Source organism: Enterococcus sp. DIV1083b (assembly GCF_051713705.1).
GTDB lineage: Bacteria > Bacillota > Bacilli > Lactobacillales > Enterococcaceae > Enterococcus_D > Enterococcus_D casseliflavus.
Map to the genome: position 1 here is coordinate 2,043,718 of NZ_JBIOQJ010000001.1, position 15,014 is coordinate 2,058,731.

At 43.6% G+C, this 15,014-nt stretch carries 14 protein-coding genes; 2 read left to right on the forward strand and 12 right to left on the reverse strand.

Annotation, left to right across the window (positions count from 1 at the left end; translation table 11 throughout):
- Positions 1-142 precede the first annotated feature (142 nt).
- A complete protein-coding gene (locus IGI69_RS09450) occupies positions 143-1,369 on the forward strand; it encodes an Ltp family lipoprotein (protein ID WP_005229967.1) in 1,227 nt (408 codons plus the stop codon).
- A 200-nt stretch (positions 1,370-1,569) separates the two neighbouring features.
- Positions 1,570-2,841, forward strand: a complete 1,272-nt coding sequence (locus IGI69_RS09455; protein ID WP_438740615.1) for a hypothetical protein — start codon at positions 1,570-1,572, stop codon at positions 2,839-2,841.
- A gap of 89 nt (positions 2,842-2,930) precedes the next feature.
- Here the strand turns inward: IGI69_RS09455 and IGI69_RS09460 are convergent, their stop codons facing one another.
- From IGI69_RS09460 to IGI69_RS09515, 12 genes are all read right to left on the reverse strand, one after another.
- The gene (locus IGI69_RS09460; protein WP_005229963.1) at positions 2,931-3,158 is read right to left on the reverse strand and encodes a hypothetical protein; all 228 of its coding nucleotides are present in this window, start codon (positions 3,156-3,158) and stop codon (positions 2,931-2,933) included.
- A 64-nt stretch (positions 3,159-3,222) separates the two neighbouring features.
- On the reverse strand, positions 3,223-4,095 hold the full coding sequence (locus tag IGI69_RS09465) for a VOC family protein (protein ID WP_438740617.1): 873 nt from the start codon (positions 4,093-4,095) through the stop codon (positions 3,223-3,225).
- Between the two features lie 165 nt (positions 4,096-4,260).
- Entirely contained in the window at positions 4,261-5,094 is an 834-nt protein-coding gene (locus IGI69_RS09470; protein ID WP_074535211.1) for a sugar phosphate isomerase/epimerase family protein, read from the reverse strand.
- A gap of 149 nt (positions 5,095-5,243) precedes the next feature.
- The gene (locus IGI69_RS09475; protein WP_438740619.1) at positions 5,244-6,737 is read right to left on the reverse strand and encodes an extracellular solute-binding protein; all 1,494 of its coding nucleotides are present in this window, start codon (positions 6,735-6,737) and stop codon (positions 5,244-5,246) included.
- 3 nt (positions 6,738-6,740) lie between these two features.
- Positions 6,741-8,333, reverse strand: a complete 1,593-nt coding sequence (locus IGI69_RS09480; RefSeq protein ID WP_438740621.1) for a glycoside hydrolase family 43 protein — start codon at positions 8,331-8,333, stop codon at positions 6,741-6,743.
- A complete protein-coding gene (locus IGI69_RS09485; protein ID WP_151195050.1) occupies positions 8,330-8,776 on the reverse strand; it encodes a DUF4064 domain-containing protein in 447 nt (148 codons plus the stop codon). The genes IGI69_RS09480 and IGI69_RS09485 overlap by 4 nt, the downstream gene beginning before the upstream one ends.
- Positions 8,773-9,690, reverse strand: coding sequence for a pectinesterase family protein (locus IGI69_RS09490; RefSeq protein ID WP_015509912.1), 918 nt, complete (start codon positions 9,688-9,690; stop codon positions 8,773-8,775). Before IGI69_RS09490 ends, IGI69_RS09485 begins: the two co-directional genes overlap by 4 nt.
- Complete coding sequence (locus tag IGI69_RS09495; RefSeq protein WP_438740623.1) at positions 9,651-10,541, reverse strand: dienelactone hydrolase family protein; 891 nt, start codon at positions 10,539-10,541, stop codon at positions 9,651-9,653. Before IGI69_RS09495 ends, IGI69_RS09490 begins: the two co-directional genes overlap by 40 nt.
- Positions 10,538-11,854: a glycoside hydrolase family 28 protein gene (locus IGI69_RS09500; protein ID WP_005229941.1), complete on the reverse strand. Its 1,317-nt coding sequence runs from the start codon at positions 11,852-11,854 to the stop codon at positions 10,538-10,540. The genes IGI69_RS09495 and IGI69_RS09500 overlap by 4 nt, the downstream gene beginning before the upstream one ends.
- Entirely contained in the window at positions 11,851-12,972 is a 1,122-nt protein-coding gene (locus tag IGI69_RS09505) for a glycoside hydrolase family 88/105 protein (RefSeq protein ID WP_428207202.1), read from the reverse strand. Before IGI69_RS09505 ends, IGI69_RS09500 begins: the two co-directional genes overlap by 4 nt.
- 165 nt (positions 12,973-13,137) lie before the next feature.
- A complete protein-coding gene (locus IGI69_RS09510; RefSeq protein WP_438740626.1) occupies positions 13,138-13,815 on the reverse strand; it encodes a YesL family protein in 678 nt (225 codons plus the stop codon).
- Between the two features lie 15 nt (positions 13,816-13,830).
- Entirely contained in the window at positions 13,831-14,799 is a 969-nt protein-coding gene (locus IGI69_RS09515) for an ABC transporter permease (RefSeq protein WP_438740628.1), read from the reverse strand.
- Between the last annotated feature and the right edge of the window lie 215 nt (positions 14,800-15,014).

Consider the following 15,014-nt stretch of genomic DNA (forward strand, 5'->3'; position numbering starts at 1 on the left):
TATCAGAAACAATTGCTTGAATGAACTTGTGATGGAAATCTTTTCAACATTTTTTCCATTCACCTGCCCTCCTCCTTCCCCCAGATGAACCAACCTCTGCCGACCGTTTTCTCAGTTACTTTCGATAGAAAGAAGGAGTCTAATGAAAAAAAGAATACTGATCACCCTATTGTCATTCGTTATTTTGCTTATCGGCTGCACGAAGGCAGATGAAGAACTGTCAGAGACCGTTGCGCTTGGCATCGACGCACGACTGGAATATACAAACCAGTCTGGAACGGGTTGGGCCTATTATCAACCAGCGACCTTAGAATTGCTGATTGCAGGCAGCCAAGCCGAACTGGCTATTTTGGAAGAACTTGATTCTTCCGACGAAGACCTTCAGCAATTGATCAGCCACACGATTGATTTGATGGCAACCGCTGAACGAGCGTTAGTGGAGCGTCGGATCGATGTCCCTGCTTGGTTTGCTGCCCGCATTGGTTATAGCCAAGCTCTGGCTGCGATTCATGAACGGAGCCCTATCATTCTCAGTAATCAAGACAACCTCAACAGTCTACTAGAGGTAGCAAACGAAACGATTCCTGAAGCCGACCCGCGGGAAAAGCTGGGGCTTTTGGCAGACGATATCGAGCAGCTTCAGCAGCTCACAGAAGATGCGCTTACTCTTCATCGCACAATCGAACTTGACGATGGACTCACTGCCACCGTTTACCACACAAGCGAAACGAATGTTGACGTCTTCGTTTTTGCGATGCCCGATGAGGAGTACGCATCTGGGTTTACTGTTCTGAATCGGGAAACTGCCGACGAGCAAAAAGCTGCTTTCTATGAAACGATTTTACGAGCGCTCGCCGTAAATATTCCTCGTGAATCAATGATGTTTATGAATCGATTCGATCAATCTTCTGATGAACATCAGCTGGCGGTGATGACCTATGGCTTTGATCATGACATTGATCAAGACATGGTCACTACCGTGTATCAACAGCTTCAAGAAGCAAACGCCAAACAAGAAGCAGCTACGGCTTTGCAGCAAGAGCAAAACAAGGACGAACAAACTCAGACCGAGAATGAAGGATCTTCAGAACAAAGACGAGCGATCGCTCGTGCCGAATCCTATACGAACCTCATGGCTTTCTCACGTGCACGATTGATACAACAATTAGAATTTGAAGGGTTTACCCATAATGATGCACAATGGGCAGTTGATCAGCTCACGATTGATTGGAACGAGCAGGCGTTGAAGAAAGCAAATAGTTACCATTCCTTGATGAGTCTTCCTCCTGACAACATTCGCCGGTTATTGACTTTTGAAGACTTTTCAGAAGAACAAATCGACTACGCGATGACAAACATAGGTAACTAAAAGCTAGCGAAGAAAAGGGCATCGCGATGCCCATATGCTGTTGTAGTGACCCCAAAAAGTTAGGTTTTTGGGTCTAACTTTGGGGGTCAGTTGATGTCCCTTATATTGTGACTATGTTTATACCCAAGAAAGTGCTCGATCTGATGCGTTCATTCGTACAAATTGGCGAGGTTTACTAGAGTCTTACGAGGAGGAGAAAAATGAAAAAACAAGTTTTGTTGCAGTTATTACTGATACTATCCCTGATTTCAGGATGTGGGACGATAAATTCAGCAAGTCCTGAGGAACTTTCTGAGCGTATCGGTGCCGCTTTAGATGCCGGTTGGGAACATACCTATCATGCAGAAAATCTTACTTATGAATTGAGTATTGAAAATCTCGAACTGATGATTCGAGGCAAAGAAGCAGAATTGGCCTTTCTAGACCAGGTCAATAGCAGCTCAAAACACAAAGCGGCATTCATTGAAAACACGGAAAAAATGATCGCACTCGCTCAAGAAGCGATCGAAGCTCGCTATCTGGATATGCCCAGTTGGGTTGCCGCTCGCAATGGCCGTATCGAAGCCTTACTTGCCATCCATGAAGAGAGCCCGATCATCGTCAGTAGACGAGCAAAATTGCAAGAATTATTCAACGAATACGAAGAGGATTTAGCACTAGTGACCGCTGGAGCAAACAGTCCTCTTGCCGATGAAGAAGGAATTAATGAAGATACACGAGAAAAGCTTGGTTTGACACCTGATACACTTGAACACTTACACCAACAAAGCGATGACAAAGAAATCGAGTGGCAGAGTGCGATTGATTTGGCGAACGGTGTGACCATGAATGTCTTTTCAACAAAACATGAGCCAGTGGGGATTCTCACATTTACGAATGCTGGTGAGACCTACCCTTCCGCAATCACTTTGTTTAATGGACAAACGACGGAAATCGTTCCCGAGATAATGACTCCTTACGAAGCCGTTTCCGCTTATTTTTACGAAATTGCCGATGCTGTTTATGAAACGATTCCATACGGTTATCGATTTCTGGTTGAATCACTATGGCTTGAACTGGAAAACGACAATCGTTTTCAGTTCAGAACCTACGTGTTTGATAACGAAGTGACCGAGGAAACGATTTTATCAGGGTTTCATCTCGCCCCGACTGTAGCAGCACGCTATGAGCGCGAAAACAATGCGACAGAACGAGAACGTGAAGCCTTTTTCCTCGTTAGAGCGCAAGGAAATCGTCGCTTTTATTCAAAACAAGAGATGGCAGAACTGTTAGAAACAGAAGGTTTTACTGCGGAGGAAACACAATGGGCACTAGAAACCCTAGATGTAGATTGGTATCGCCATGCTTTAGGACGCGCCAATCAATCCCGTCGGGTGTTAGGGATCCGTCAAAGAAATATGGCTGCTCATCTTGAAGGGAACGGCTTCTTACCTGATGAGATCGAATTTGCGATTGAAAACATGGAAAATTAGTATGTAGGGGACGAGACCCCAATTCCCCATTTTGTCTTAGCTTAAACAAAAAACCGACCAATCTTCCTGTTTAAGATTGGCCGGTTTCTTTATTTTTTGGTTTTGATTGGTACCATGGCTTTGCGCCGATGCTGCTTCATTATTGCTTGAAGACCATAGACACCAACTCCGATAATTCCTGCAAAAGCCGAAAAAGCAATAAAAATCACAGGAGACGCCCCACTTTCTATTAATTGTTTCCCTTGGACAAAGAAAAATAAGCCCATGCTGATCAATAATGCTAGAAATAGTGATTGTCCCGCCCCGTTTTTTTTCATGCTTGCTCTCCTTTTACTTGATTATAGGTTATTCTCTCATTTCATGAATGAAAAAACCTCCATCTTAAGGCTGATTCTTTCTTTCGATGATCAGATTGATCCCATTCGGATCAGTCAAATGCAAGCGGCTGTCTGTTTCTAACTCATACGAAACGCCACTTGCCTTTAGATGACTTCGTAACGTAGAAAAAGCCAAAGCTGGCAAAACGATCGTAAAGTACGCTAAGCCTAGATCCTGTTCTTCCATAGCTGGAACATTTCTTCCCATCCAAATATTCGATCCGATATGGTGATGATACGCACCAGCAGCAAAAAACTTTGCTTGGCTACCAAAATCTGAGGTCAAACGCATGCCTAAAACTTCTGTGTAGAATTCTTCTGTTTTTGCCAAGTCCGCCACTTTCAAATGGACATGCCCCACCGTGGTGCCAACTGGAAAGGTCGTTTGAGATCGGTCAGCGGCTCCCAGCACGCCTTGCGCGTCCATTTCGATAGTAACGCCTACGATCTCACCATCTGCTCGAATATCCCATTCACTCATCGGTTTGTCACGATACACTTCGATCCCGTTTCCTTCTGGGTCGGTCAGGTATAACGCTTCACTATATCCATGATCGCTGGCACCATCGAGGGGAGCTTTGGCTTCCAAATAATGAATCAGCATATTTCCTAGGTCTTTACGGCTAGGCAAAAGAAACGCCGTATGGAAAAGGCCTGTTTTCCGTGTCAAAGGCAACGGATCACTCACCTTCTCTAGAACTAAAAGCTCTTGCGCTCCCACGCCTAATCGCGCGTGATCTACACTTTGCTCCAATAAAGTCAGGCCGATCACGTCCGAATAAAACTGGCTCATTTTTTCTATGTTTGCTACTTTTAAAACGACTTTGCCAATTGCGGCTGCTGCATCGATTTGATAGGTTGATTGAATCATTTTCATCGTTATTTCCTCTTTTCTAAACAGTTAAATTCACTTGTACCTTTAAGTATAACACTAACTTTTAGTAAGTAAATAAATCTGCTTGTTGAGGAAAGGACTCCGTGATCTTCCGTGATTCCTTGAAACAAAGCATTTCCTCATCAGTCACAATCAAAGACAACTCGCTCACTTTTTCAGTGCTTCAATCAGTGAAATGGCTGGCTGCATCGCTTCTTCGGTCGTCCCTTCTAACACAACATAACAATATGGCTTGTATTCAGCGGTGATGGCCAATAGTTGTTGATAATCAATCATTCCTTCTCCCAATGGGACTACCTTGATTTTACCATCGATTACTTGATAATCTTTCAAGTGCAAGCAAACGATGGCATCGCCAAAGCGGGAAAAAGCTTCCCTTGTCAAAGCGACTTGCTCTTGATAGTTCTTCGCAGTAATCAGATTGGTTGGATCAAAGATGATCCCTAAATAGTCAGAGGGTACCCGTTCCAGCAATTCTTCGATTCGGTCGATCGATGATAGTGGATGATTCAAGCCTGCTTCAATTCCTAGCATCACTTGATGTCTCTTAGCCACTTGGACCAAACGCTTGATCACCTGAACCAAATCATCGAAAACGACGTCACTAAAATTTTCCTCGGTATACCCCATATTTGGCAAAACCGAACCAGTTTCACTTGCGACCATAGCTGCATCAAAATATTTGGCATGTGCCAGATAGGTCTCGAATCTGGATAAAATCGTTTCCCGTTTTTCCAGATCAGGATGGATCAGATTACAATAACAACTTAATAAAGCGACCTGAACGTGAGATTGACCAAAAACTCGTTTGAAAAAGCGGCCTAAACCAGGGCTTAATTGCTCTGGCTCTGCCCATTGCGGGAAGGATTTATTTAATGCAAATTGAATGTTATGAATGTTTTGGGCGGCAATTTTTTGCGCTAATTCTTCTGGGGACCCATAATTCTTTAAATCATGCCCCCGAACAGTTAGTTGAAACATAGCTTCTCCTTTCTTCACTGCTTTTGAAGCAAAAAGAAGACCAAGCAGCGAATCACTTCAACTGGTCTTGGTCTTCAAATCTTTCAGCAGTAGCGGCTCCTCACTTCATCCATTTCTTCTCAATAGATGATCAGAACCTTTTGTGACCTTTATTGTTGTGAACGATAGTCTTCCGTGAACTCGTCAATGATTTGCTGTCCACCATTTCTTAAGAAGGTTTCGATCGCTGTATCAAACTCATCGATCTCGATTTCCCCAGTCATATATTGGTAGTAAGCGTCTGAGATTCCTTCAATCAAGCTTGACCATGAACGATCATAGGTTTCAGAGGTCAGCGATTGTGCAGGATTGATCACCGCAAACTCTTCATTTTCGCGAATCTTTTCATTGGCTAAGTTGACATATGGGTTGCTTGAAGGGAAAACTGTTACTAATTCTGATGGACGAGACGAAGAAAATGGTTGTACTTCTTGTTGCCACTTCGTATCATCCAAACGGACATAGACACCCTCATCATCAATTTCATAATGGACCCCTTCGATCCCTTGCGTCATCAACGTAAACGGCTCTTCGTCCATCAAATCATTGATAAATTTCAAAACAACACGTAAGTCTTCTTCGGTTTCAACATTGTTTTTCGGAATGGCTAACCAGCCGCCCATTCCACCATTGGTATCAGAAAGGATACGACGTTCCACATTTTCATGGACGATATCATTGATCAAGACCCATTCCATATGCTCTTCATCAGTACCAGCTGCATCATCAATGTAGTTACGTACTTCTTGCAAACCACTCAATACGATCCCACCACGACCTTGAACGATATAGTTCTTCTGATCATTTTTCGCCATTACCGCAAAATCAGAATTCATCCAGCCGTTATCATAGATATTACGGAACCATTCCATTGCTTCTTTGTATTCTGGTTGCATAAAGGATGGCATCACTTCATCATCATCCGTGATCGTAAACCAATTGTCTGCACCAAAGTAACCTGAAAGCGAACGGAACCCAACGTTAAAGGACTCATCACGCTCTACGAAACCAACCGTATCATCCGCACCGTTTCCATCTGGATCATCTTCCGTAAAGGCTTGGGCGACAGCAGCTAATTCTTCTAATGTCGACGGCACGTCCAAGCCTAAATTATCCAACCAATCTTTTCTGACAAGGACGCCATAACGCGCGATCGGTTTTAAAAACGGAACACCGTAGATTCGACCATCAATTCGAGATGACTCTAACCGATCTTCGGAGATTTCTGCCAAATTCGGGAACTCTTCTAAATAGGGTTCCACATCCCAGAACATTCCAGATGCGAGTGAGCTGCGGACGGTTGTGTTATTGATTTCTGTCAGACTAACGATATCTGCTAAAGAATTCGACGCCAATGCTGCATTCAAGCGTTCTGTTTTTGAAGCATCTGGCACCCACGTAAAGTCGATCTCGACCCCTGTGTATTCTTCTAACTTTTGCGTGACATCTCCAGATGGTGGGGAAGCAGTATGTAGCATCGCCATCCACGAAATACTTGATTTCCCTTCGCTTTCTGATCCTTCAGGTGAACCTCCACCATCGCCGCAGCCTGCTAAAAACAGTCCAGCACATAATAATAAACTTGCAACTTTCAACTTTTTCATTTGTTAACCTTCTTTCTCTATTTTTAGGGAGCCATCATCGAGCGGATCTTTCCCTTGATACGTAAAATATTCAAAATCGGCATAGCTTTTGGCAAAGTGATCTAGATCATGGGCACTGATTCCAATGAAATTCCCCGTAAAACCACCAGACAAAAACTGGATGTTTTGCTTTTTAAAGGGATGCCACGTTTGTGCTTGCCGATAGAACCATTGGGCTTCTAGATAAGAACTGACTACTTTCAATCCGATCGGCTCACTTGCAGCAGCGAGGGGCAATTTTTCTGGGAACAAGTGAAATTCTCCTTCACAACACCGCAGCAACCGAAGGACCTTGCCTTCTTCTTCATCATAGGTTACGTAGAAAAACGAATAGTTTTCTTCGTTTAAGAAAAGCGACAATCCAGCCATCTGATTGAACGATTGGGGGTGGTATTCCATCACTGTTTCAGCTTCAAAACAAACGTCTTGTTGACGAATCGCCAATAAGTGCTTATGAAAGTTCGATTGCATCGATTCTCCGCCGATCAATCGCAAATACCCTGGTCGCTCACTCAGATTGCACCACTCTTCATTGGGCAGCAATCGTCTACCGTTCCATGCTTTTTGCAACGATCCTTTAAAGTCATCAATAAAAACAGCAGGTGATGCCCTTTGCTTCTGAGCGTCGCTAGCGAGCCTGATGGTTTGATCTGGGATCGTATCGTTATTGCTAAGACGCAGCCATCCTTCGTGATCCCAATAGACAGTTTGGAGTGCTGTCTCTCGTCCAAGGATCGCTGCCCCTTCTACTGGCCGAGTCATCAAATAGCTCATGACCCATTCTCCTGATGGCGCAATCGTCAAACTGCCATGACCTGTACATTGAAAAGGGGAATCTTCGCGCTGATAGGCACGCATCATGGGAAAATGCGGATCTACTTCATAAGGTCCAGTGATGGTTTTACTACGACAAACCGTTACCGCATGACCTGCACCCGTTCCTCCTTCTGCCGTCAGTAAGTAATAACACTCATTGTGGTAATAAAGATGCGGTGCTTCAGTCTTCGCCAGCTGGGTTCCAGAAAAAATTGGCACTCTGTCACCGATCAAGCACCCTTGTGCTTCAGAGTATTCTTGGAGCACGATCCCCACCGATTTATTTGGTGTATCCTTACGATAATCCCAAAGCGCATTCAATAACCAGATACGCCCCTCTTGATCATGAAACAAGGACGGATCAAAGCCACTACCATTTAAGTAAATGGGCTCACTCCATGGCCCATGAATGGTAGGAGCCGTGATGAGATAGTTTCGACAGTCTTTGAAGGGGCGTGTCGTGTTGCGAACATTTGTATAGACACAATAGTATTGTCCGTTTGCGTAGCTGATTTGCGGTGCCCAAATGCTGCAATTTGCTGCGTTGCCTAATAAATCCACTTGATTGGTCAGAATATCTGTTTCATGGGACCAATTGACTAGATCTTGAGAACAGTAGACCCGAATTCCTGGCAACCACTCAAAGGAAGAAACCGCTAAATAATAAGTATCCTCGACTTTTAAAATACTCGGATCAGGATGAAACCCTCTTAAAATCGGATTATTGATTATTGCCTTCATGCAACCCCTCCTTGTTTGCTGACTGCGTCCGTTGTTTTTTTCTTGTGTCCGTCATCGCGATGGAGAAAACAAAAACCCGCCGCTAAAAAGAAACAAAAGGCAATCGGAAAAGCGATCATTTGACTACCAATCAATGTCACGACACCAGTCAAAAAATAAATAGCACAAGATTGCTTTCGATAATTACGATAGCGAACAAGCATCGTCGCCACTGAAACCAATATCAGGAGTGCCAACAGCGTGAAGCCAAACCAAGCACCGAGTGTTTGAAATTGCGCCAATGCTGCTTCTGCCGTCATTTGGTTCAGTATAGTGGGAAACGCACGTTGAAAGATCTCTTCGAACTGCTGGACAGTCATTTGATTGATCGCCAAGGAAAAGCCGCCCATAAACACCAGAGCGAGAACCATCCCGATCCAGCCAGACCATTTTGCCTTGCTCATTTTTCTATCACTCCTTCAAGAGTCACCCATTCAGGACGTTGGGGACTTCTTTGGTAACAACACATTCGCTCCGTGAATGTGACCGTTTGGTGGCTTGCTGTTTTTCCCCAATCAGACCATCCGCAAGGGGCGAGCTGTTGATCAAAGCAGCAGGATAAAAAGGTGACTTTGGCGTCATTACGCCAAGGACGGCCTAAATAATAGGCTTTGTCCCCTGTCACTCGGCACCGATCGAAGGTTAACCCGCTTGCTTGTTTGCTGGTTGAGGCAGCAGTAACGTAGTTCGTTTGTGGTGTATTTTTACAATGCAAGCGACACTCTTCAAAGGTGGCGGAACCACCGCCAAAAATAAAATCGACTGTTCCACTGATCCTGCAATGCAAAAACAAACTTTGTTGTTGGTCAAAGATTGTCTTTCGCCAAGGACTGATCATTGGTTCGCCTTCTTTGGTATATTTTGGCAATGGACCCAGGCACAAGGTATCTTGAAAAGCATCGAGATGACAGCGTTCGAAGCGAATGTCATCCCCTTCGATATAGACGGCAACTGCTTGCCCGACTGCTTGCCCATACCCTGCGTCATTGATGATGGTCAGGTTTTTTACAAAGACTTCTCGGCTATTGATAAAGAGCGTCGCTGTTTGAAACGTTCCTCTTTTTTGCCCATTTTCATCGGTTTGCTCGGCAGCCAAGTGGTAGCATAAGAACGTGTTAGGTTCCGCGATCAACGTAAGCTGGTTTTTATAGATTTTCACCTGTTCTTGATACACGCCAGAGGCGATCGTGATTTCACAAGGTGCTTTTAAGGCTTCAGCAGCCAGCACGGCTGCTTGGATACTCGTAAAATCACCCTTTTGCGGCTCTTTACTAACCTTTAGCTTGATAGGAGGTGCTGTTTTAGAAATTCGATCCACTGCGCTCTCATCTCCTTGGTTTCTTCATGACCGCCTGGCAAGCAACACGCCTGCCAATGCTCCTTATAGCCTATTGCTTCATAATGCTGTCCGAGCTGCTGATCCAAACGAGCGACGCCGCTTGAGGGGCAGCCACGATCCTCTTTGCCAACCAAACTCAAACGCGGGCGTGGTGCGATCTGTTTTTGGATGGCCGCAGTCGTAAAGTCTTTCAACACATTAGGAACATAATAGTAAAACCCATGTTTGCTTAGACAGTCCTCTTCGATCAATGCTTGATAGTCCACTTGTGCTGCCATGTCCACCACCACTGATATCCGTTCATCAAGCGCTGCCAACCACCAGCTCATCAAACCGCCCATAGAAAGTCCCAATGTGGCGATAGCGGACTGTTTCACTTCTTTGCGGGAAGCAAGATAGGTCAAAAACTGTTGATTGTCATAGATTCGTTGTCCCCATAATGTTTTGCCATGCAACAGAAACCGCTTGTAGCTATCATTCTCACCGTTTTTTCGTTCGCCAAAGCCCCACATGTCGATCACCCCAACGGCGACGCCCAACTTCATAAATGTCGCGAATAGGCTTTCTTTTTGCATATAACACGGACTTTGTCGTAGTTCTTCTTTCCCCATCGTGAAGTCGCCGCCATGAGAATGATTGAACAAAACGAGTGGAACAGGTTGCTGAGAGCTAGGATAAGCAAAGTATGCAGGGACATCCTCTTCTTGATTTAATCGTAGAAGTAAATGTTCCAAGGTATAATTTTGCACTTGCTCTTTTGTTTGCTGAACCACTTGTGGTGCAACTTTCATATCAGGACCTAGCAGCTGTAGTAACTGAGGATCCCTCACAAAAAATCTCCTTGAAATGCCAGAGGCTGACGATTCTCAAATGATTGTGTGACGGTGATTTCCCGACTATTCTCGATATGGAACGCTTCAGTTACGCCTTCCAAATTGATACGATCAAACTGAATATTCCGTCCACAGCCAATATAAAAGCCTTGTTTTGTCATCTCTTCGATACCTGTCATCATTGCAGGCTTTCCTGGAATTGGGTGTTCAGCCATAGAGACAGCAATATCTTGGAAAGTGATATCTGAAATAAATTGTTCAGCCAAGCCATAAACAAACCCAGCGGCCGCATGAACATTCCGAGCCGAGATATTTGCAAAATGTATTCTCCGAAAATGAGGGGTTTCCTCGGTGATCGGGTACGGATTTTTATCCCAAACATACTTTTCTTTGCCTTTCGGTCCACAGAAATAGTAAAGATTTAAAGTGAATGGACAGATAACATTATCCATCACTATGTTATTCACTCGAATATCTTCGATCGTTCCGCCACGTCCCCGACGGGATTTCAACCGAATCCCACGATCGGTATCTTGAAAAATACAGTTACTGATGGTGACATTACGAATATCGCCGCTCATCTCACTACCTAGAACGACTGCCCCATGCCCATGAAGCATATGGCAATTTACGATCGTGATATTCTCACAAGCGACCCGTTCTTTGGTGTCCTCCGTTCCTGATTTGATGGCGATACAATCATCACCAACATCGATATGACAGTTACTGATGCGGACATTTTTACAAGATTCAGGATCGATCCCATCCGTATTTGGCGAATCCGCTGGATTTTTGATGCGAAGATTATCGATCGTTAGATCTTGGCAAAGAATCGGATTGACGGTCCAACTTGGTGAATCGACAAGACGGATATCTTTCAACGTAATTTGCTGGCAAGAGTCAAAACTGATTAATTTTGGTCGTGGATAAGCAAGCTGTTCACGGTTTTCCCGAAAGGTCTTCCACCATCTTTGCCCTTGTCCATCAAGCATTCCTAGTCCTGTGACAGCGATATTTTCCGCATTCTCGGCATATAAACAAGAGGCATAAACTTCCCGTTTGACCCCTTCCCAGCGAGACACAACGACGGGATAGTCTTTGGGATCATCAGAAAATACTAGGGTCGCCCCCAATAGTAAGTGCAGTTCAATGTTACTTTTTAAAAAGAGCGCACCTGTCGGATAGCGTCCTGCGGAAAAAGTGATTCTGCCTCCTCCTTGTTGATGCAATTCATCAATTTTTTCTTGAATCGCTTCTGTCAACAGACCTTCTTTTTCTTGTAAATCAGCTGTAGTCAATTGGATATTCATTTCTTGCTTCCTTCCTCCGTTAGTGGTTGCAGCAGTAAACTCGCTTGTAAAAAGGCACCGTATCCTTTGAAATCATTCGTGATAACGGGTTCACTGATATAGTAAACAAACGTACCATCCCGATCATCTGGGCCACCAAGACCAGCAACTTCACAGTTTCTGATCAGATTCAACCAGCCTTCTTTTGTTAAAAAGACAAACTCATCAAGCAATCCTTGATAGGTCTCTTGGGCAAACACTTGCCATTTTTGATCGATGATCCCTGCTTTGACTGCTTTCGCTGTTGCGTAACAAATCATTGAAGAAGCGGATGCTTCTAAATAATTCCCACGCTCACTGCCTTTATCTAAGACTTGATACCACACTTTTTTCTGGGGATCTCTTACTTTAGCAAGAGCTTCTAGACAGGAGACAAACATTTTTTCTAATGGATTCTTCTGCTCTGATTCCCCTAATAGCACCATCGTATCTGCGAGTGCCATCATGAACCATCCCATTGACCGTCCCCAGAAATTTTTTGAACAACCGGTCTCAGGATCTGCCCACGGCTGGACTTTTTGTTCATCCCACGCGTGATACAAAAGACCCGTTTTTGGATCTAGGGTATGAGTAAAGCATAAGGTGAATTGCTTGATTACATCTTCCAATGCTTCTTCTTTCTCAAATGTCAGTGCGTATTCTGTTAGAAATGGGGCCCCCATATATAAGCCATCTAACCACATTTGATAAGGATAGATTTTTTTATGCCAGAACCCGCCTTCGCTTGTTCTTGGCATCTGCTGTAATTGTTGATACAGCGTGTCCAAGGCGATCTTGTATTTTGAAGCACCTGTTTCTTTGTATAGTAAGAATAAACATTTGCCATTATTGATGTAATCGATATTCATCGCATCCATCTGATAGTTTTTGATACAACCGTCTTCGTCAATATAAAAATCCATCGTGTTTTGGATATAATCAAAATAGCGTTTGTCACCAGTTTGCTCATAGGCTTCTTTCACGCCTTGTAAAACGACCCCGATGTCATAGGACCATTTTCCGTGATAAATTTTTTCTTTGCATAAGTAGTCATAGCGCTCAAATAATGTGTTCAAAGCAATTTCCGAATAGTTCTTCATGTACGATACTTCCTTTTATTGTAGTCTCCTCAATTCATAGAGCTATTTGAATGAATCCGTTTTACCGGCTGTATTTCATGAGGGTTCAGCTTGTCTTGCTATTTTCAGGTGTTCTCTAGTAACCGTTTTGTTTGCGGACCAGTAAAAGTCTTTGAGCCGTTTTCTTTAGATAATGACCTCATCTCCTTTGCTGGAAACGGTTTGCTCCGTAGTCGATGCCGTTTTTGAAACCACCTGATCTGTTTCAATTGGGTGGATATCTTGAAGAATTTTTTTACCAGCAAGGGCAAAAACACCACCAACTAAGCTGCTACCCATCAAAAAGAGGCCGATCAAGAAATAACTGCCCAGGACTAAATAGCCAACGATCAAAATCGTCCAACTTATGATCGAATAATGCAGATAGCCTAAACCTAACAACGCACTCCCCCGCAGGATCTCAAACACGGTCACAAAGTTGGTGGCTGCCATGACGGTATACACGTGCATGAATAAAAAGAGAAACGCAATCAAAAAGAGGACATTCGCTACTTGGATAAACCATGGAAATGGCGCAAATATGTTGGTGATCACGATCGCTGCAATGATCAGAAACAACCAACTGATCAGCACCGATTGTCGGAACCTTTCTTTACTATAGTAGAAAAAACTTTTGATCAAAGGTGGTCGTTCATGAAGACGAAGCCAGCGATCATAATATTTCATCATGGCATACGACGCAGGGCCAATGCCAAAGAGGACCCCTCCCAGGAGAGTCACACTGAGCCAAAGAAAGTGAAGTGCGATCAGCGTCAAAAATGCGAGTAATCCTTCGTTGATTTTCGTGATCTTTTCGATCGTCATGTGATCCCTTCTTTCTTAATAAATCCCGTCTTCGCCAATTTTTTTCGCCAAACGATTCGCAAAGATAACGAGGATCAAGCCAACAAGTCCTTTAAACAGCCCAACAGCTGTCGAGTAACTCAATTGACCATTTTGAATCCCGGCGGTATAGACAAAGGTATCAAAGATTTGGGCAACTTCACGGTTCATTGAGTTCATCAACAAGAACATATGCTCAAAGCCCATATCTAAGATCGAACCGATCTTTAAAATCAATAAGGTTACGATCGTTGGACGAATACAAGGCAATGTGATATGCCACATTTTTCGTAGCTTGCCAGCCCCATCCATATCCGCAGCTTCATAAAGCTGTTCATCAACATTGGTAATAGCGGCTAGATAGACGATCGTCCCCCAACCGGCACCTTTCCAAAGATCTTGGAAAATGTACATTGGACGCAACCACGTGCGGCTTGTTAGAAACGGGATACGTTCGCCACCAAGACTTTCGATCATGTTATTGATTACACCACCTTCTGTCGTTAATAAAACATAGAAGATGGAAACAACGATGACCCACGACATAAAATGAGGCAAATAAATGATGGTTTGAATCCCTTTTTTCAAACGGCGATTGTTTACTTCATTTAGCATAAGTGCCAATAATATAGGAAAAGGGAAAGAAATCGTGATATTTAAGAAAAACATGATCAGTGTATTGCGCATCAACATCACGAAGGTATCTTCAGTAAAGAGCCGAATAAAATGAGTGACGCCAACAAAGGGGCTTCCTAGGATCCCCAAGAATGGTTGGTAGTCTTGAAAAGCGATGACCAAACCGCCCATCGGTATGTAACGGAAAATAAGAAAATATAAAATCCCCGGCAATACCATAATATAGAGGGCACGATTTTTTCTGATTTGCGCCCATTTTTTCTTTTTCAGCCGCAGCCGCTGTTCTTCTTCATTAAGTGGTGAGAAGTAATTATCAACTTTTGTTTCCATACTTGTTCCTCCGAATTTTTTTGATTTGATAGTCCCATGGTAGCGTGAAAAAAAGATAACGTATATAATCATTTTCTCAGCTTTGAAAAGGCATACATTTTTTAGGATTATTTCTCAATCGAATTGGAAAACCCTTGATTTATCAACGTTTATCACTATTGTGAATTTTTCAACATGTAAAAGTGATTATATACGTTGTCCCCGCCTCATGATAC